Source organism: Kocuria sp. CPCC 204721, assembly GCF_040980945.1.
GTDB lineage: Bacteria > Actinomycetota > Actinomycetes > Actinomycetales > Micrococcaceae > Kocuria > Kocuria marina.
Map to the genome: position 1 here is coordinate 174,102 of NZ_JAVKPO010000001.1, position 17,176 is coordinate 191,277.

Below are 17,176 nucleotides of genomic sequence, written 5' to 3' on the forward strand. Positions count from 1 at the left end.
CAGTCTATAGGCCGGGTCCTGTGCGAATCGTGTACCGGAGAGGGGGGGGCACACGGCCCGCGAACCTCGTGCGGGAGCGCTCCCGGCGCGCTGCGGGGGCGGGACCAGTAGGGTGGTGGCCATGACCACATGGGAATACGCCACCGTTCCGTTGATGATCCACGCCACCAAGCAGATCTTGGACAACTGGGGTGAGGACGGCTGGGAGCTCGTGACCGTCCTGCCCGGCACGCAGGCCGCGGACACCCCCGCGGGCAACGTGAACGCCCCCGTCCAGACCAACCCGATCGCCTACTTCAAGCGGCCCAAGAACTGACCCGCGGGGAAGAGGACATCATGGACAAGAGCTACGAAGACCGGCTCGCGCAGCTGGGTCTGGAACTGCCGGGCGTGGCCCGGCCGCTCGCGGCCTACGCCCCGGCCGTGGTGAGCGGGAAGCACGTCTACACCGCAGGCCAGCTGCCGCTGGTGTCCGGGTCACTACTCGAGACCGGCGTGGTGAGCGAATCCGGCGCCGAGGGGACCGTGTCCCCGGAACGGGCCGCCGAGCTCGCCGAACGCTGCGCGCTCAACGCCCTGGCCGCGGTGAAGTCCCAGATCGAGGACCTGGACCGGATCCAACGCATCGTCAAGGTCACGGGTTTCGTGGCCTCCGCGACCGACTTCTACGGTCAGCCCGCCGTGGTGGACGGCGCGTCCACCCTGCTGGGCCGGGTGTTCGGGGACGCCGGCGTGCATGCCCGCTCCGCCGTGGGTGTCAGCGTGTTGCCGCTGAACTCCCCGGTGGAGGTCGAACTGGTCGTCGAGTTCCACTGACGATGAGCGGGGGCCGCGGGAACGAACGCATCTTCGCGGTGCCCCGCGCCTATTCCACAGCCGCCCGGGCCTGGATGGAACGGGGGTTGGGGTTGCACGGTTCCGCCCCCCGCCACGGCGCCGCCACAGTGTTCGTGCGGGACGGCGAGCACGGCGTGGAGACTCTCATGCTCCACCGCCCGGGCCGCCAGTCCATGGGCACGCTCTCGTTCCCCGGCGGGGTGTGCGAGACCAGCGACGACGAACCCCTGGACTGGCACGGCCCCACCCCCGCGCAGTGGGCCGACAAGGTGCTCTCGGAGGACATCGGCCGCACGCGCCGCAGCGTGGTGGCCGCCGCGCGCAAGGTGTTCGTGGAGACCGGGATCCTGCTCGCGGGAACCCCGGGTCACGGTGTCGCCGAGAGCGTGGACGGCGCGGACTGGATGACCTCGCGGGAACGGTTGGCTGCAGAGGAGTTCTCCTTCGCGGACCTGCTGGCCAAGCGCAGTCTCACGTTCCACAGCGAATGCCTCCGGCCGCTGTCCCACTGGATCACCTCGGACTTCATCCACCAGCGCGTGGACCTGCAGTTTTATTCGGCGGCCGTTCCCGTGGGCCAGCGCCCCGTGCCGCTGGCCACGCAGCGCGGTGTGGCGTGGCTCGATTGGGTGGACGCGCGCGCCCTGTTCGAGGACCCGTGGTCCACACCGGTGCCGGAGCTGTTCCGGCGCCAGTCGGAGGAAGCCAGCCTCACCGACGACCCCTGGCACTTCGACCTCAACGAGCTCACGACCCCCGGGGTGCAGTGCGCCCTCGAGGCGGTTGCGCACGCCAGCTCGGCGGTGGCGTTCCTCGCGGCCCGGCGGGACCTGCGGGTGAAGAGTCCCCGACTGGATCTGCGCGACGGCGAACCTGTCCTCGTCCTGGACGAGTGACCTCCCGGGTGGGTCGCATCCCGCGCGCCCTCACGCACCCCGTACGCATCCCGTGTGAAAGGCGACGGCGCCCGTGGCGGGTGCCACGAGCGCCGTCGGCGGAAGAACCGGCGTCAGCGGGAGCGCTGCTTGAGGCGCTGCAGGTCCAGGATGACCACGGCGCGCGCCTCGAGGCGGATCCAACCGCGCTGGACGAACTCGGCCAGGGCCTTGTTCACGGTCTCGCGGGAGGCACCCACGAGCTGGGCGAGTTCCTCCTGGGTGAGCTCGTGCGCCACCAGGATGCCGTCCGTGGCGGGGCGGCCGAACCGGTCCGCGAGGTCCAGCAGGGCCTTGGCCACGCGGCCGGGGACGTCCGAGAACACGAGGTCCGCGAGGTTCTCGTTGGTGCGGCGCAGGCGCCGGGCGAGCGCCTGCAGCAGCTGCGCGGAGACCTCGGGGGAGCGCTGGATGACCTTGCGCAGGTTCTCGTGCTTGAGCCCGTCCAGGCGGGTCTCGGACACGGCGGTCGCGGAGGTCGAGCGGGGGCTGGGGTCGAACAGGGCCATCTCGCCGAAGATCTCACCGGGACCCATGACGGCCACGAGGTTCTCGCGACCGTCGCTCGCAGTGCGCCCAAGCTTCATCTTGCCGGAGACGATGAAGTAGAGCTGGTCCCCCGGATCACCCTCGTAGAACAGGGTGGCACCGCGGGAGAGGTTCACCTCGGTGATCTCCTCGGTCAGAGCGGCGAACGCCTCATCGTCCAAGGAAGCGAACAGCGGAGCGCGGCGTAGGACGTCTGTATCCAAGGTAAAACTCCTCACGGATTGCGGATGAGCCCGGACAGGGGCACATGATCTGAGTACGTTCCATCGTAACGAATTTCACACCGCCCGGGTCCACCCCGGTGGTTATGCCCGGTGTGAACGCGCCGCGAATTCCGGGTGTTCCCGCTCGTGTTCATCCATTGTTCACGATCCACGATTTACCCAGCCCCCCACCGTATGCTCGGCTGAGCACGCACCCGATCCCCGCGTGTTCCCCCTCCGTGAGGACTTCGATGACCCTGTCCCTGAACATCCTGGACGTGCTGCTGATCGTGGCGCTGGTGGCGTATCTCGTCGCAGGGCTGAGCCGAGGGTTCTTCCGCTCGTTCGCGTCCCTCGTGGGGCTAGTGCTCGGCGCCGTGGTGGCGTTCTGGGCCGGCCCCGTGGTGTCCGCGTACGTCTCGGACGAATGGCGGATCCCGGCCGTGCTGCTCACCGTCCTCGTGGCCCTGGCCCTGGGTCAGTGGCTGGGGTCGATCGCGGGTAACGCCCTCGCGCGGATCACCGAGAGGACGGGACTGGGGATCCTGGACCGCGTGGGCGGCGGGGTGCTCAACGTGGTCGTGGCCGCCCTGGTCATGGGGCTCGTGGGTTCGCTCGTGGGTCAGCTGGGCCTTCCCGCGCTGTCCCAACAGGTCGCGTCCTCGCAGGTGTTGCGCGGTATCGAGCGGGTCACCCCGGAGCCCGTGCGCCAGGCCATGACACAGACCCGCAACGCGATCAGCGGCGCCCAGGGCATCCGGCAGCTGGACGAACTACTCTTCCCGTCCCAGGCCGCCCCGGACCCCACGGACACCCCGGACACCCAGAGCGTCGCGGACGCGGGCCAGTCCGTGGTCCAGGTCTACGGTACGGCGGCCCAGTGCGCCCAGAACCAGACGGGTTCGGGATTCGTGGCGCAGCCCGGCACGGTGGTGACCAACGCCCACGTGGTCGCGGGCGTGGACCAGCCCGTGGTCCAGACGCGCGACGGTCGCGTCTACCGTGCGCAGGCCGTGCAGTACGACGCCGCGTCCGACCTCGCGGTGCTGCGCGTCCCCGATCTGCCCGAGGCACCCCTGGCCCTGCAGAGTTCGGTGACGAGCGGACAGACCGTGTCCTTCGCGGGCTACCCGCTGGGCGGTCCCTATACGCTGCGCCCGGCCACGATCCAGGGTCAGGCGGTGGCCCCCGTGCAGAACGTGACCACGGGGCAGACCCAGACCCGCAGCATTATCCAGATCGCGGGCAACGTGGAGCAGGGCAACTCGGGCGGTCCGCTGCTCAACGCGGACGGTGAGGTCGTGGGCGTGGTCTTCGCCAAGGCCGTCACGGACCAGGTGGGGTATGCGATCCCCGTGGCTCGTGTCACCGAGATCCTCGCCGCGGCGGGGGACTCCACGGAGTCCGTCCCCACGGGTCAGTGCGTGGTGTCCTGAGCGGACATCCTGTCGGTAGCAGCTGAACACCGACAAGCAGCGGCTGAGCACCGATGACCGGCGGTCGAGCACGGACGAGCGGTGGCCGGGTGCCGAGTGCGCCAGCAGGGAGGCGCGGTCCGGGGCCAAGGACGCATTCAGGGGATCACGCAGCGGGCGCAGGTCGTACACGTCGTTGAGGTACTGCGGTTGCCACAGGGCAGTGACGAACCAGTCCTCGTCCGCCATGCGCCGGTCGACCGTGCCGATGATGGCCCGCGGGTCACCGATCTCCTGGCGCCACCTCAGTACACCTCATGGCCGCCGGGCAACCACGCATCGGCGAACAGCTCCACGTCCTCGGCGGCGGCCACCTGGTGGAAGGACTCGTCGATGTGCCTGTACACCAGGGGCACACCGGACCGTGGATCTGCTGCGGTCAGGGTGCGTCCTAACTCTCGATGTTCTTACCCAGTTCGTTGGCGATCACCTGCACGCCCAGTTCGTACCCCAGGACACCGGCACCGGCGATCACGGCCGTGGCCTGCGGTGACACGAAGGACGTGTGCCGGAAGGCCTCCCGGCGGTGCACGTTGGAGATGTGCACCTCCACGATCGGCATCTCGCACATCTCCAGGGCGTCGTGCAGGGCCACGGAGTAGTGGGTCAGCGCCGCGGGATTGATCACGATCCCGCACGCCTCGGTGCGCGCCCGCTGGATCCAGTCCACGAGCTGCCCCTCATAGTTGGACTGCTCGAACACCACGTCCAGCCCGTACGACTGCGCGCGGACGCGCACATTGCGTTCGACGTCCGCAAGGGTCGTGTGCCCGTAGATCTCGGGCTTGCGGGTGCCCAGGGTGTTGAGATTGGGCCCATTCAGGACGTGGATCGGCAGCTCAATCATGGCTCCATTCAACAACACGGTCACGTGGAGCGACACGGCACCTCCGAACAAGGCGGCGCCGACCAACAGTGCGGCACCGACGAACAGTGCGGCGTCGTCGAACACCCTGACAACACCGGACGACGCCGCCACGATGACCTCTTCACGCGAGGCACCGCAGCGGCGTCGTGCGCCGGGGCCGGGGTTACTTTTGGCCGAGCGAGTCCACGATCTGCTGCATGACCGTCTGGTCCGCGAGCGTGGAGACGTCACCCACGGGGCGGTCCTCGGCGACGTCCTTGAGCAGACGGCGCATGATCTTGCCCGAGCGGGTCTTGGGCAGCTCGGGGACGATCAAGACCTTCTTGGGCTTGGCGATCGGGGAGATCTCCCGGCCCACGTGCGCGCGGATCTCCTCGGCGAGCTCGGCGGCGTCCCGGTTCTCGGCGGTGGCCTGGTCCGAGAGGATCACGAAGGCGAAAACCGCCTGGCCCGTGGTCTCGTCCTGGGCGCCCACCACGGCGGCCTCGGCCACGGACGGGTGGGAGACCAGCGCGGACTCGATCTCGGGGGTGGACAGGCGGTGGCCGGAGACGTTCATGACGTCGTCCACGCGACCCAGGATCCAGACGTCCGCGTCCGCGTCCCGCTTGGCACCGTCGCCGGCGAAGTACTTGTCACCGAACTGGCCCCAGTAGGTGTTGACGAAACGGTCGTCGTCCCCCCAGATGGTGCGCAGCATGGACGGCCACGGCTTGCGGACCACCAGGAAACCGTCGGTCTCGTTGGGCAGGGAGTTGCCGGCGTCGTCCACGACGTCCACCGCGATCCCCGGCAGCGGGACCTGCGCGGAACCGGGCTTGGCGTGGGTGACCCCGGGCAGCGGGGAGATCATGATCGCGCCGGTCTCGGTCTGCCACCACGTGTCCACGATGGGGCAACGCTCGCCGCCGATCACACGGTGGAACCAGGTCCAGGCCTCGGGATTGATGGCCTCGCCCACGGTGCCCAGCAAGCGCAGCGAGCTGAGGTCCCACTCGCCGGGGATCTCCTCGCCCCACTTCATCATGGTGCGGATGGCGGTGGGGGACGTGTAGAGGATGCTCACGCCGTACTTCTGCACGATCTCCCAGAACCGGCCGCGGTGCGGGGAGTCCGGGGTGCCCTCGTAGATCACCTGGGTGGCGCCGTTCACGAGCGGCCCGTAAGTGATGTAGGTGTGGCCCGTGACCCACCCGACGTCCGCGGTGCACCAGTAGACGTCCGTCTCCGGCTTGAGGTCGAACACGTTCTTGTGGGTGAACGCCGCCTGGGTGAGGTAGCCGCCGGTGGTGTGCAGGATGCCCTTGGGCTTGCCGGTGGTGCCGGAGGTGTAGAGGATGAACAGCGGATCCTCGGCGTTCTGCTCCGAGGGCGTGTGCTCGGTGGAGGCGTTCTCGGTGACCTCGTGCCACCACACGTCACGGCCGTCCTGGAACGCGACGTCCTCGCCGTTGCGCTTGACCACCACCACGTGTTGGACGGAGCTCCCGCCCTTCTCCAGGGCGGCGTCCACGGCGGGCTTGAGCGTCGTGGGCTTGCCGCGGCGGTAGGAGCCGTCCGCGGTGACCACGAGCTTGGCCTCGCCGTCCTCGATGCGCGAGCGCAGGGCGTCCGCGGAGAAGCCGCCGAAGACCACCGAGTGGATCGCTCCGATGCGCGCGCACGCGAGCATGGTGACCACGGCCTCCGCGATCATGGGCAGGTACACGGCCACGCGGTCGCCCTTGCCCACGCCGAGCGCCTCGAACGCGTTCGCGGCCTTGGAGACCTCGTCCTTGAGCTGCGCGTACGTGTAGGACGCACTGTCCCCGGGCTCGCCCTCGAAGTACAGGGCCACGCGGTCCCCGTTGCCGGCCTCCACGTGGCGGTCCACGGCGTTGTACGCGGCGTTCAGGGTGCCGTCCTGGAACCACTTGGCGAACGGCGGGTTGGACCAGTCCAATACCTCGGTGAACGGGGTGGACCACGTCAGCAGCTCGCGGGCCTGGTCCGCCCAGAACTCCTCACCCTGCTCCTCGGCCCGCGTGTACAGCTCCGCGGTGGCGTTGGCCTGGGCGGTGAACTCCTCGCTGGGTGCGTAGGTCTTCGACTGGGATGCTGCGGATTCCGGGGACATGGTGCTCCTTACTTGGGCCGTGTCGTGCCGCTCGCGGGCACGTGGTGCAGTTCACATTCTTGTTCTCCAGCCTAGTCGAGGTTCCCGCCCGTGCTCGATCCATGGCGGCCGGTGTCGCGCGCACCGTCACGGCGGCCGCGCGGTTTGACCCCCGCCACGGCGGCCACCATGATCGAGGACATGGACTCCCCGGCCGCCGCTGCCCACGTGCGCTTCGTGCCCCCGCGCCAGGCCGAGCAGGCGGCCGCGCGGCGTCGTCGTACCGGGGGCGAAACGCGGTTGGCGACGACGCGGCGCGCGCGGCGGATCCAGCGCGAGCTCGCGCGCAGCTATCCGTACGCCGTGGCGGAATTGGATTTCGACGACGCGTGGCAGCTGCTCGTGGCCACGGTGCTCTCCGCACAGACCACCGACGTGCGCGTCAACTCGGTAACGCCGGGGCTGTTCGCCGCATATCCCGGGCCTTGGGAGCTGGCCGAGGCGCCGGCCGAGGACGTCGAGGAACGGGTGCGCTCGCTCGGGTTCTACCGGTCCAAGGCGCGTTCCATCCAGGGGCTGGCCACGCGGATCGTGGACGAGTACGACGGCCGTGTCCCGGGTACGCTCGCCGAGCTCGTGACCCTGCCCGGCGTGGGGCGCAAGACCGCGAACGTGGTGCTCGGCAATGCGTTCGGGGTCCCCGGGATCACGGTGGACACGCATTTCGGCAGGCTCGCGCGCCGCTTCGGCTGGACCGACCAGGAGGACCCCGTCAAGGTCGAGACGGACGTGGCCGCCCTGTTCCCGCCCGCGGTGTGGACCGAGCTGTCCCACGAACTGATCTACCACGGGCGGCGGATGTGCCACGCGCGCAAACCGGCGTGTGGAGTGTGTCCGGTCGCGGATCTGTGCCCCTCCTACGGCACGGGCCCCACCGATCCACTGGCCGCCCGGAAACTGTTGGCCTACGAACTCGCCCCGGGCCGCGAGGAGCTGCTCGCGGGCTTCCTGGCCGGGCGCACGCGCCGCGAACTGCGCGCCGACGGACACACCCTCGGCGCGTGAAAGGACTTCGCATGACCCCCTCCGACCCTCACGGTGCCGACCCCCGTGATCAGCTCGTGGAGCTCGCCCGGCACGGTGATTCCGTGATCATGCACGACCGCGAACCGTGGCGGATCGGCGAGCTGGACGAGAACCACCGGCACTCCGCGGTGCTCATCCTCTTCGGCGCGCTGGACGCCGTGCCCTCGCACTACGCCGAGCACACGGACGGGCCGGGACGTGACCTGGACGTGCTGCTCGTCCAGCGCGCCGCGACCCTGCGTGCCCACCCCGGCCAGGTCGCCTTCCCGGGCGGGCGCCTCGATCCGCCCGACGGCGAACCCGGCACCTTCCTGGACGTGCCCGGCGGGCGCGTGAGCGCACCCCATATCCGGGCGGCACTGCGGGAGGCCCACGAGGAGACCGGGGTGGACCCGGACGGCGTGGAGGTCCTCGGTGCACTGCACCCCGTGCCGCTGCCCGTGAGCAACCACCTGGTTACGCCCGTGATCGGCTGGTGGCGCAGCCCGTCCCCCGTGGACGTGGTGGACCACGCCGAGTCCTCCCTGGTGTTCCGGGTGCCGGTGCTGGACCTGATCAACCCCGCCCACCGGTACTACGCGACCGTGACCCGCGGGCAGCACACCTACGAGTCCCCGGCGTTCGACGTGCGCGTGGCGGGCGTGGCCGAGCCCATCACCGTGTGGGGGTTCACCGGCGTCATCATCGACCGCGTGCTCGACTGGCTCGGCTGGTCCGTGGAGTGGGACCGCTCGATCAAGCGCCCCGCGCCGAGGTTCGGGCCGAAGGCGTAACCCTTTCAGCGCCGTTCACCCTCGGTCCCCGTCGAGGCGCATGGTGCGGACGGTCCGCGAGGTCACCAGCAGGACGCTATTCAGGAGCGGGACGTCTCAGCGTAATGCCGGTGCGCGCAGCCGCGGTCACTTCGCATCCGCGTACGACGTCACTACCGTCGTGGCCACCGGGACCGCCACGGGTACCCTGCCGAACACCGTGATCACCGCTTGTTCGGCCGCCTGCGTCACGAGGTCCCGCACCCGGGGCGCATGCTGCTCGGCACAGTGGACCATGACCTCGTCGTGCAGAAAGAACACGAGCTGTGCGTCCAGGCCGGCGTCGTGCAGACCCTGTCGGATGTGTCCCAACCACGCGAGCGCCCACTCGGCGGCCGAGCCCTGGACCACGAAGTTCCGGGAGAACCGGCCGTGACCGCGCGCAGCCTGGGTGGCCCGGCGCTCGCCGGCCTGGGTGGCCGTGGCGCGCTGCACCTCAAACCATTCCGCCCCGGGAACGGGTGACCAGCGGCCCAGGTAGGTGCAGACCTGGTGCCCCAGCTCGCCCACGCGCGCGGCGTGTTCCACGTAACCCACGGCGCGCGGGAACATCCGGGCCAGGTGAGGCATGAACCGCCCGCCGGCCCCGGACGTCGCACCGTACATCGCGCCCAGCAGCGCGAGCTTCGCGTGCGCCCGCTCCTTTAGTTCCGAACCGCGTGCCTCGCCCTGCAGTGCGATGGACTCGTAGAGGTCACGGTCGCGGGACGCCTCGGCCAGAGCGTCGTCGCGCGCGAGGATGGCCAGCACGCGCGGCTCGAGCTGGGCGGCGTCGGCCACGACGAGCGCGCGGCCGGGATCCGCGCGCACGGCGCCGCGGATGTACTTGGGGATCTGCAGCGCACCGCCGCCGCGCGCGGCCCATCGTCCGGTCACGACGCCGCCCACGACGTACTCGGGGTGGAAGCGCTCCTCCCGCACCCATGTGTCCAACCAGTGCCACCCGGTCGCGGAGAAGATCCGGGAGAGTTTCTTGTACTCGAGCACCGGTTCCACGATGGCCACGCGCTGCTCCTGCGGCCGGCCGTTGACGAGGGCCCAGTCCTGCAGTCTCCACGCGCGCGTGGTGTCCACGTCCACCCCGGCGTTGCGCAGGGCCTTGAGCAGCTCCACGGGGGAGTCCGGGTTGAGGGTGGGGGCGTCGAGCACGTCACGTACCCGCCGGGCGAGTTCTTGCATGCGCGCGGGCCGCTCCTCACCGACCGGACGGGGGCCGAGCAGCTCCTCGAGGATCTCCTCGTGGGCCCGGGGGCTCCAGGGGACGCCGTGGTGGCGCATGTCCGCGGCCACCAACGCGCCCTGGGACTCGAGGGCCAGCAGGCGTTCGATCCGCCGGGGATAGCGCGCGGTCTCGCACGCCCGGTTCTGCGCGGCAAGCTCCGCGATCAACTCGTCCGTTCCGGGCCCGCGCTGCTCGACGACGGCGAACAGCGACCCCTGGCTGCTCGGTTCGGCCGGGGCGCGCGGACCGGGCACGCGGCGCGGGTCCGCGGGTTCGATCACGGGACGGTAGTCGAGTGGGCGGGGTTCGTCCGAGGTCGGATCGGGCGCGCCGGATCCGGGGGCGGTCGCAGCCGTGGCAAGGATCGTGGCGCACAGTCCCAGGTCCCGGCAGCGGGTCACCCACACGCCCGCGGCGAGCAGCAGTGCGGCGGGGACGGAGGTCTCGAGCCACGTCCACACGGGAGGCACCACGCCCGCGGCACGTGCCGCGTTCTCGCGCCGGGCGACCTCGAAGGCGAGGCCCTCGTCCGTGACGGTGTGCGGCTCCCCGGCGGGCTTGCCGTTCGCGGAGACCAGCCGCAACACCCAGGACCCGGGCTCTGCGGCGGCCACCACGATGTGCATGCTCCCAGTATGGGGCGTGGATCGGGTACGCACGGGCCCCCCTGGCGGAGCCGCGCGGGATAGGCGTAGCGACCTGCGTCACAGAGACCTAGTGACAATTGAATACGCGTTACTTCGAAGAGCGACATGAACGTTCACAACGAGGTGATGGATCCGGAACGTACGGGACTGGGTGAACCTCATCCCGTGCAGATGATCAGTCCCAGCGGCGAGCGTCTGTCCCCGAACGGATACGAGCTCGATACCCTCGAGATGACCGAGCTGATGACCATGTACCGATCCATGGTCCTGTTACGCAGATCCGACCAGGAGGCCACGGCTCTCCAGCGCCAGGGCGAGCTGGGACCGCGGCCCAGGCGCCCGGGGTCGAGAACACCACCATGACCCTGGCCGCTGCCATCAACCGGGGACTGCACAAGGCCCTCGAGGACGATCCCAGGGTCGTGCTGTTCGGGGAGGACATCGGCGCGCTGGGCGGGGTCTTCCGCATCACGGACGGGCTGCAGAAGGACTTCGGTGACCAGCGGGTCATCGATGCTCCCCTCGTGGAAGCGGGCATCGTGGTGACCTCCGTGCGCAAGACGGGTCGTCTCGTGATCGTCCATGAAGCGCCCACGAGTTTCGGTGAGGGCGCTGAGATCGCCGCGCGGGTCGGGGAGAAATGCTTCTACGACCTCGAGGCACCCGTGATCCGCGTGGGCGGGTTCCACACCCCGTACCCGGCGTCGCGTTCCGAGCACCACGACTTGCCCGACGTGGACAGAATCCTCGACGGGATCGACCGGGCTCTCGAGTATGGAGGAGGAGATCATGAATACAGCCCAGTTCAAGCTCCCGGACGTCGGCGAGGGCCTCACGGAAGCGGACATCCTGACCTGGAAAGTCGCTGCCGATGACGCCGTGAAGGTTAACCAGGTGATCGTGGAGATCGAGACCGCCAAGTCGGTCGTGGAACTGCCGTGTCCCACCGCGGGATCGGTGGCGACGATGCTCGCCCCCGAGGGAGCCACGGTGGAGGTGGGGACGCCCATCATCGACATCGTGGCCGAGGACGCCGGAGTGGATCTCGCCGCGCTGACCGGAACGGGTCCGGCCGGCGAGGTCACCCGCAGGGACCTCGCGCAGCACCTGGTAGGCACCGGTGGTCTCCCGGAGGTCGCGCCGACGACGTCGCCCGGCGCCCCGGAGGGCGACGAGACGTGGACCATCCCGTTGAAGGGCGTCCGCAAGGCCACGGCGCAGGCGATGTGGCTTCTGCGTTCACCGCGCCGCACGTCACCGAGTTCCTGGACGTGGACGTCACGCGCACCATGGAGCTCGTGGCGCGCAGCCGCGGTGCGCCCGGGTCACCCCCCCCTGGCCGTGCTCTCGCGCGCTACGTGCTGGGCCCTGCACCGGACTCCGGAGCTCAACGCCTCGCTGCAGGGTGAGCAGATCACGGTCTGCCGCCGCGTGCACCTGGGGATCGCCACGGCCACGGACCGCGGTCTCATGGTCCCCGTGGTCCCGGACACGCACGCGCTGTCCGTGGGCGAGCTCGCGCTGCGGATCCGCGTGGGAGACTCGGGGCCATGAGTGCTGAGCCGACTGAGACCCACGACGTCCCCTGGGCCATGCAACTGGTGGTGTACCGGGATCGTGGGCGCCCCGCACGGGAGGTGGACGTCGCGGAAGCGGCGGCGCGCGCCGTCGTGATGCTGCTGGGCGACGAACGCAGCGCCCCGGGTAGGCCATGGCACGAGGCCGTGCGGACGTGGCGGGACGTGCAGATCCGCAAACTTGTGCGGCGCGCGGACGGCAAGCGCTGGGAGGACGCGCAGGCGTTACCCGGGGTCACGGTGGCGCAGAAGGCGCCGACTACGGCAGCGGACGAGCACGGCACCGCGGCCGTGAGGGCGTTCGTGCCCGCACCCGTGCAGCCCCTGCCCAAGCAACTGCACAAGCTGCAGGTGTCCGGCACGCAATTCCCCGCCGTCGGGGCCTCCGCCACGCAGAATGCCGTGGTCACCGTGGAGGTGGCCCCGGGACTCGGGATCTCGAGCGGCAAGCTCGCGGCGCAGTGTGGGCACGCCGCGCAGCTCGCGTGGGAGGCCATGCCCGAAACAGTGCGGGAACGCTGGCGCGTGGACGACTACCGGGTGCGCGTGGAGTTCCCCTCGCGGGAGGAGTGGGGCGGGGTCCAGAGGCCGGTCACGGTCACGGACGCGGGGTTGACCGAGCTGGACGGCCCCACCGACACCACCCGGGCGTGGTGGGTGGAACCCGCCTGAGCGGCGACTCAGCTGAGAGCCGGGCCTCATGGGGCATGCACCGCGCCCGGTCGGGCGGTGCTCAGGTCACGCTCGTGTGCGTGCGCTCGGCCTCCCGTGCCACGCCGCGGAACAGCAGGGACAGGTTTGCCTCGCTCCCGGCCAGGCCCCACAGTTCCAGTGGCATCCGAGGACGCGAGGTCGCCACGATCTGCGACGCGGTCTCCGAGACGGGTCGCAAGACGAATCGGACGCGCGCGCCCCACGACGAGAACGTGATTCCCACCGAGATCCGCCCGCCCTGCGCATCGAGTTCTCGCAAGCCCAGTTTCGCGTGCTGGGCGCAGGCACGCTCGACCAGTCTCCGAAGTTCGGAGACGGGCACCGGTACCGTGAGTTGCCCTTGGCTGCGGGCACCGCATGAGGTGATGATGTAGTCCTCGCCCCGCTCGGTCTGCGGGCGCAGAGCGAAGAACCCGGGGATGATGATGACGGCCAGGAGAAGCAGAGCCACCACCATGATGCTGACCCGGCCCCAGTGGAATACCCAGAGCAGCAGGGCGAGCACCAGCAGGCAATAGAGCACATTCAGGATCACCGCCTCGACGGCCGATGTTCGTGTCACAGGGTTGAGGTCCATCAGCTCATGGTGGTGCTTCCCCGGACAACTGTGCACCACCGGTGACCGTTCCGTAATACTCGGCGAGCGCGCACGACGGGAGGGAACCCTCCGTCCCCGCGGCGGGCGATCTGCACAGCACCCGGCACGCCGCGGCGGGTGCCCGCAACGCTGCACAGTGCGGGCCAGCGGGCGCGGAACGTGGGTGTCACCGGCCAGGTTGGTGCCATGAACACCGCATCCATCACGGCTCCCGTCGACCCTCCGGGCGCCTCGCGTCGAGCCCGCCGCGCGGCCAGTCGGTCTTACGCAGCCTTTGACAGTGGCCATGGCGATCAGGGGTGTGGTCCGCTCCCTGCCGGGCCGGTCCCTGCGGATCGCGAGTCCCCGATCGCGGCGCGCTCGCGGGTCAGCGCAGCGGGGGGACGTGCACCGATGGGAAGCACGGCGACGGGCAGCGTGCAGTTGCTCAGCACCACCCCTGACCTCGTGGAGGCCGTTGAGGCCGTGTGTATCGGCGCCGGGGTTGCGCTCAGGGTGACGGACGACGGTGCGGGGGCGCGAGCGGCGCCGTCAGACGTCGTGCTTGTGGATGCCGCCTGGGCCGGGGACGTCGTACCCCGCGGGGCGGTGGTCGTGGCGCTCACCGAACACGCCGACGCGTGGGACACCGCGGTGAGGTTCGGGGCGTCCGCCGTGGTGGTGTTACCGCACGCGGCCGCGTGGCTCGCGGACATGATCTCCCGCTCGTCCGATTCCGAACTGCCACGCACGACCGGGCGGGTGTACGGCGTCGTCGGCGCTACCGGGGGAGTGGGCGCGTCCACGGTGGCGTGCTGGCTCGCGGGGCACTTCGCGGCCCGGGGGGTGGACACCGCGCTCGTGGACGGTGACCCCCTGGGCGCGGGCCTCGATCTCGCGCTGGGGGAGGAAACCACCGACGGGCTGCGGTGGCCCGAGCTCAATCAGTTCTCGGGCACCGTGGCGGCCGATCAACTGTGGGCGGCCATGCCGCGCCTGGATGCCCTGCGGTACCTCTCATGGGATCGCCACGCGAGCCTAGCGCACACCGTTCCGATGGCCACAGTGATCGCCGCGCTGCGTGGCGCCGCTGCGGTCCAGGTGGTGGATCTGTGCCGCTCGGACCTCGAACGGCAAGCGCGCTGGTGCGATGCCGTGCTGGTCCTGGCTTCCCGCACCGTGCGCGGGATCCTGGCCGCGGAACACACGGTGCGGCGTTGCGCACCTGTTCCCGTGGTGAGTGCGGTGTGCGGGGTCAACGTCGCGGACGTGGATCCCCCGGTCGTGGCCGAGGCCACCGGCGTGCCGTGCGTCGCGGCCGTTGCGTTCGACGCTCGCGTGCCCCAGCACCTCGACGATGGCACCGTCCTACGTCGCGGCCGGCACACCCGCCACGCGAAGACCGTGGCGCAGATCGTCCGGGCATTGGAGGAGCTGTCATGACGGTCTCATGCACGGTGTCCCACGATCACGACGCCGCCCGGCCCGGTCCGCGCGATGCGTCGGGGCCGGAAGTAGTCGACCACACCGCAACCCGGTCCGGCCCGTGCGTCACGCCAGGGCCGGAAGCTGCCGCGCACGACGCCGCGTTCGTGGACCAGGTGCGCGAACGCCTCCTGGCCGAGGGCGGTCCGGTCACCGACACCAGGATCGCCAAGGCCGTGCGGGAGACGGGCCGGGTGCTCGGGGCCGTCGGCTCCGTCCGAGCAGCGCAGCACGTCAAGGCGCAATTGACCGGGCTCGGGCCGTTGGAGCCACTACTGCCGGCGACCGGACTGAGCGACGTCTACGTCAACGGCCACGAGAACGTCTTCGTGGAGACCCACGACGGGATCCAGCGTGTCACGAGCCCGTTCACGTCCGAGGCGCACGTGCGCGCGCTCGCGGTGCGGCTCGTGACCGCGGCCGGGCGAAGGCTGGACGACGGCCACCCGTGCGTGGACGTGCAGACCGCCACCGGGCTACGGGTGCATGCCGTGATCCCGCCGGTGTCCACGTCGGGGACACTGCTGTCCATCCGTTTCCGGGCTCCGCAGCGGCTGTCGCTCGCGGATCTGGTGCACTCCGGGACCGTGCACCCGTTCCTCGCGGACGTCCTCACGGATGCCGTGGCCGCACGGGCGAATCTCATGATCAGCGGCGCCACCGGTTCCGGAAAGACCACCGTGCTGTCCGCGCTACTGTCCCAGTGCGCGCCGGGACAGCGCCTCGTGCTCGTGGAGGACGCCGCGGAGCTGAACCCCGATCATCCCCACGTGGTCGGCATGCAGTCCCGGCAGGAGAACGTGGAGGGGGCCGGTTCCGTGGACCTCACGGACCTGGTCCGGCAAGCGTTGCGGATGCGCCCGGATTGGCTCGTGGTGGGGGAATGCCGTGGCGCGGAGGTCCGCGAGTTGCTGACCGCCCTGAACACGGGGCACTCCGGTGCGGGAACCGTGCACGCGAACTCCGCGCGGGCGGTTCCGGCCCGGCTCGCCGCCCTGGGGTCCCTCGCGGGACTCAGCCGTAGCGCCGTGGATCTGCAGGCTGCCAACGCGCTGGACCTCGTGGCCCATGTGAGCCGCACCCCCGCCGGACGCAGGCTGGATTCCCTGTGCACTCTCCACCTCGAGGACGGTGTGCTGAGCACCCGGCCCGCTCTGACCGTGGAGTCCGGGCATCCGGTCGAGGGGCCCGGGTGGCCACAGCTGGCACGGCTGCTGGCCCGAGGGCGTGACGCATCATGATGCTCGCGTTTCTCCTCTTCGTCCTCACCGCGGCCGCGTTGCTCGTCTGGAGCAGTGGCGGCGCGCGCGGGGGCAGCCTCGCAGTACCCGCACACCGCTCGGGTGATGACGACGCCGACGGCGGTGCCGAGCGTTCGGTGGGCCCGGGCGTGTTCGCACGGTGGCGTCGTCGTGATCGTGCCGCGGAAGCGATGCAATGGGTGACCGTGGTGCGCCGACTGGCCGCGCTGCTGCAAGCGGGGCGGGCACCCGCCCGGGTGTTCGGCGAACTGCCCGCGGTCTCCACGGGCTCGGGACCCACGGGGCGGTGGATCGCCCGGATGTGCGGGGACGTCCACGCCGCCGCCCAGGTCGGGATCCCGGTGTCCGCCAGTCTGACGCGCTTCGCGAGTGCTCCCGTGCCCGTGGGTGATCGCGCCCTCGCGGCCACCGCGCGGTCCGTGTGCGCCCAGCTCGCCGCGTGCTGGGAGATCTCGGAGCGTTCCGGGGCGCCCCTGGGGCGCACGCTCTCGGGCGTGGCGGAGTCCCTAGAATCGCAGCTGGACGCGCAGGCCGCCCGGGACAGTGCCCTGGCAGGACCGCGGGTCACGGTGCGGACGCTGTCGTGGCTGCCCGTGCTCGCGCTGGGGCTCGGTGTGCTCATGGGCACGGATCCGATCACCACGCTGCTGACCACGTGGTGGGGTCGGCTCGCGCTCGCGGCGGGTGCCGCCCTCAGCATCGCCGGGCGATTGTGGACCCGGGCCCTGATGCATCGCGCCGAAGTGGAGAGCGCGTCATGATCGGGGCGCTGATGGCGGGTGTTCTCGCGGGATGCGGTGTGCTTGTGTGGCTTTCTCCCGGCTCGCGGCTG

At 70.5% G+C, this 17,176-nt stretch carries 16 protein-coding genes and 2 pseudogenes; 12 read left to right on the forward strand and 6 right to left on the reverse strand.

From position 1 onward, the window contains the following. Positions 1-121: 121 nt before the first annotated feature. From RF637_RS00805 to RF637_RS00815, 3 genes are read left to right on the forward strand one after another with little or no spacing between them, the layout of a single operon-like run. Positions 122-316, forward strand: a complete 195-nt coding sequence (locus tag RF637_RS00805) for a DUF4177 domain-containing protein (protein WP_035965209.1) — start codon at positions 122-124, stop codon at positions 314-316. Between the two features lie 20 nt (positions 317-336). Then, entirely contained in the window at positions 337-816 is a 480-nt protein-coding gene (locus tag RF637_RS00810; RefSeq protein ID WP_368843903.1) for a RidA family protein, read from the forward strand. A 2-nt stretch (positions 817-818) separates the two neighbouring features. After that, positions 819-1,733 carry a hypothetical protein gene (locus tag RF637_RS00815; RefSeq protein ID WP_368843904.1) on the forward strand — a complete coding sequence of 305 codons (915 nt, stop codon included), beginning with the start codon at positions 819-821 and terminating at the stop codon, positions 1,731-1,733. 113 nt (positions 1,734-1,846) lie between these two features. Here RF637_RS00815 and RF637_RS00820 read toward each other — a convergent pair whose 3' ends face one another. After that, positions 1,847-2,524 (reverse strand): Crp/Fnr family transcriptional regulator, encoded by a 678-nt coding sequence (locus RF637_RS00820; RefSeq protein WP_085106205.1) that lies wholly within the window; start codon positions 2,522-2,524, stop codon positions 1,847-1,849. A 251-nt stretch (positions 2,525-2,775) separates the two neighbouring features. On the opposite strand from RF637_RS00820, the gene RF637_RS00825 reads away from it, so the two are divergent. Then, a complete protein-coding gene (locus RF637_RS00825) occupies positions 2,776-3,960 on the forward strand; it encodes a MarP family serine protease (protein WP_085106206.1) in 1,185 nt (394 codons plus the stop codon). Positions 3,961-4,065: 105 nt separating this feature from the next. On the opposite strand, the pseudogene RF637_RS00830 reads toward RF637_RS00825, so the two are convergent. The 3 genes and pseudogenes from RF637_RS00830 to acs form a co-directional block, all read right to left on the reverse strand. Beyond that, positions 4,066-4,248 (reverse strand): annotated as a pseudogene (locus RF637_RS00830) (glycine betaine ABC transporter substrate-binding protein); the annotation flags it as partial. 142 nt (positions 4,249-4,390) lie between these two features. Beyond that, positions 4,391-4,846 carry a type II 3-dehydroquinate dehydratase gene (aroQ, locus tag RF637_RS00835; protein ID WP_368844085.1) on the reverse strand — a complete coding sequence of 152 codons (456 nt, stop codon included), beginning with the start codon at positions 4,844-4,846 and terminating at the stop codon, positions 4,391-4,393. Positions 4,847-5,030: 184 nt separating this feature from the next. Beyond that, positions 5,031-6,983 carry an acetate--CoA ligase gene (acs, locus tag RF637_RS00840; RefSeq protein WP_368843905.1) on the reverse strand — a complete coding sequence of 651 codons (1,953 nt, stop codon included), beginning with the start codon at positions 6,981-6,983 and terminating at the stop codon, positions 5,031-5,033. 180 nt (positions 6,984-7,163) lie between these two features. On the opposite strand from acs, the gene nth reads away from it, so the two are divergent. Both nth and RF637_RS00850 read left to right on the forward strand, forming a co-directional pair. Then, entirely contained in the window at positions 7,164-8,027 is an 864-nt protein-coding gene (gene nth / locus RF637_RS00845; RefSeq protein ID WP_064846708.1) for an endonuclease III, read from the forward strand. 11 nt (positions 8,028-8,038) lie between these two features. Then, positions 8,039-8,821 carry a CoA pyrophosphatase gene (locus RF637_RS00850; protein WP_206069181.1) on the forward strand — a complete coding sequence of 261 codons (783 nt, stop codon included), beginning with the start codon at positions 8,039-8,041 and terminating at the stop codon, positions 8,819-8,821. Between the two features lie 126 nt (positions 8,822-8,947). Here the strand turns inward: RF637_RS00850 and RF637_RS00855 are convergent, their stop codons facing one another. Next, positions 8,948-10,708: a bifunctional 3'-5' exonuclease/DNA polymerase gene (locus RF637_RS00855; RefSeq protein WP_085106209.1), complete on the reverse strand. Its 1,761-nt coding sequence runs from the start codon at positions 10,706-10,708 to the stop codon at positions 8,948-8,950. 380 nt (positions 10,709-11,088) lie between these two features. Here RF637_RS00855 and RF637_RS00860 point away from each other — a divergent pair. From RF637_RS00860 to RF637_RS00870, 3 genes and pseudogenes are all read left to right on the forward strand, one after another. After that, positions 11,089-11,505 (forward strand): annotated as a pseudogene (locus tag RF637_RS00860) (transketolase C-terminal domain-containing protein); the annotation flags it as partial. Between the two features lie 13 nt (positions 11,506-11,518). Further along, positions 11,519-12,283 carry a biotin/lipoyl-containing protein gene (locus RF637_RS00865; RefSeq protein ID WP_368843906.1) on the forward strand — a complete coding sequence of 255 codons (765 nt, stop codon included), beginning with the start codon at positions 11,519-11,521 and terminating at the stop codon, positions 12,281-12,283. Then, the gene (locus RF637_RS00870; RefSeq protein ID WP_368843907.1) at positions 12,280-12,978 is read left to right on the forward strand and encodes a peptidyl-tRNA hydrolase; all 699 of its coding nucleotides are present in this window, start codon (positions 12,280-12,282) and stop codon (positions 12,976-12,978) included. The genes RF637_RS00865 and RF637_RS00870 overlap by 4 nt, the downstream gene beginning before the upstream one ends. Positions 12,979-13,039: 61 nt before the next feature. Here the strand turns inward: RF637_RS00870 and RF637_RS00875 are convergent, their stop codons facing one another. Then, positions 13,040-13,597, reverse strand: a complete 558-nt coding sequence (locus RF637_RS00875; protein WP_368843908.1) for a hypothetical protein — start codon at positions 13,595-13,597, stop codon at positions 13,040-13,042. A 414-nt stretch (positions 13,598-14,011) separates the two neighbouring features. Between RF637_RS00875 and ssd the strand changes: the two genes are divergently transcribed. From ssd to RF637_RS00890, 3 genes are read left to right on the forward strand one after another with little or no spacing between them, the layout of a single operon-like run. Further along, positions 14,012-15,040, forward strand: coding sequence for a septum site-determining protein Ssd (gene ssd / locus RF637_RS00880; protein WP_368843909.1), 1,029 nt, complete (start codon positions 14,012-14,014; stop codon positions 15,038-15,040). Beyond that, positions 15,037-16,323 carry a TadA family conjugal transfer-associated ATPase gene (locus RF637_RS00885; RefSeq protein ID WP_368843910.1) on the forward strand — a complete coding sequence of 429 codons (1,287 nt, stop codon included), beginning with the start codon at positions 15,037-15,039 and terminating at the stop codon, positions 16,321-16,323. The genes ssd and RF637_RS00885 overlap by 4 nt, the downstream gene beginning before the upstream one ends. Then, the gene (locus RF637_RS00890; protein WP_312795614.1) at positions 16,320-17,105 is read left to right on the forward strand and encodes a type II secretion system F family protein; all 786 of its coding nucleotides are present in this window, start codon (positions 16,320-16,322) and stop codon (positions 17,103-17,105) included. Before RF637_RS00885 ends, RF637_RS00890 begins: the two co-directional genes overlap by 4 nt. The last annotated feature ends 71 nt before the right edge of the window (positions 17,106-17,176 follow it).

Excerpts from the sequence above, each read along its gene's own strand:
- RF637_RS00805 (WP_035965209.1), top strand. The coding sequence starts at position 122 with ATGACCACATGGGAATACGCCACCGTTCCGTTGATGATCCACGCCACC.
- RF637_RS00810 (WP_368843903.1), top strand. The coding sequence starts at position 337 with ATGGACAAGAGCTACGAAGACCGGCTCGCGCAGCTGGGTCTGGAACTG.
- RF637_RS00815 (WP_368843904.1), top strand. The coding sequence starts at position 819 with ATGAGCGGGGGCCGCGGGAACGAACGCATCTTCGCGGTGCCCCGCGCC.
- RF637_RS00825 (WP_085106206.1), top strand. The coding sequence starts at position 2,776 with ATGACCCTGTCCCTGAACATCCTGGACGTGCTGCTGATCGTGGCGCTG.
- aroQ (WP_368844085.1), bottom strand. The coding sequence starts at position 4,846 with ATGATTGAGCTGCCGATCCACGTCCTGAATGGGCCCAATCTCAACACC.
- acs (WP_368843905.1), bottom strand. The coding sequence starts at position 6,983 with ATGTCCCCGGAATCCGCAGCATCCCAGTCGAAGACCTACGCACCCAGC.
- nth (WP_064846708.1), top strand. The coding sequence starts at position 7,164 with ATGGACTCCCCGGCCGCCGCTGCCCACGTGCGCTTCGTGCCCCCGCGC.
- RF637_RS00850 (WP_206069181.1), top strand. The coding sequence starts at position 8,039 with ATGACCCCCTCCGACCCTCACGGTGCCGACCCCCGTGATCAGCTCGTG.
- RF637_RS00855 (WP_085106209.1), bottom strand. The coding sequence starts at position 10,708 with ATGCACATCGTGGTGGCCGCCGCAGAGCCCGGGTCCTGGGTGTTGCGG.
- RF637_RS00865 (WP_368843906.1), top strand. The coding sequence starts at position 11,519 with ATGAATACAGCCCAGTTCAAGCTCCCGGACGTCGGCGAGGGCCTCACG.
- RF637_RS00870 (WP_368843907.1), top strand. The coding sequence starts at position 12,280 with ATGAGTGCTGAGCCGACTGAGACCCACGACGTCCCCTGGGCCATGCAA.
- RF637_RS00875 (WP_368843908.1), bottom strand. The coding sequence starts at position 13,597 with ATGGACCTCAACCCTGTGACACGAACATCGGCCGTCGAGGCGGTGATC.
- ssd (WP_368843909.1), top strand. The coding sequence starts at position 14,012 with ATGGGAAGCACGGCGACGGGCAGCGTGCAGTTGCTCAGCACCACCCCT.
- RF637_RS00885 (WP_368843910.1), top strand. The coding sequence starts at position 15,037 with ATGACGGTCTCATGCACGGTGTCCCACGATCACGACGCCGCCCGGCCC.
- RF637_RS00890 (WP_312795614.1), top strand. The coding sequence starts at position 16,320 with ATGATGCTCGCGTTTCTCCTCTTCGTCCTCACCGCGGCCGCGTTGCTC.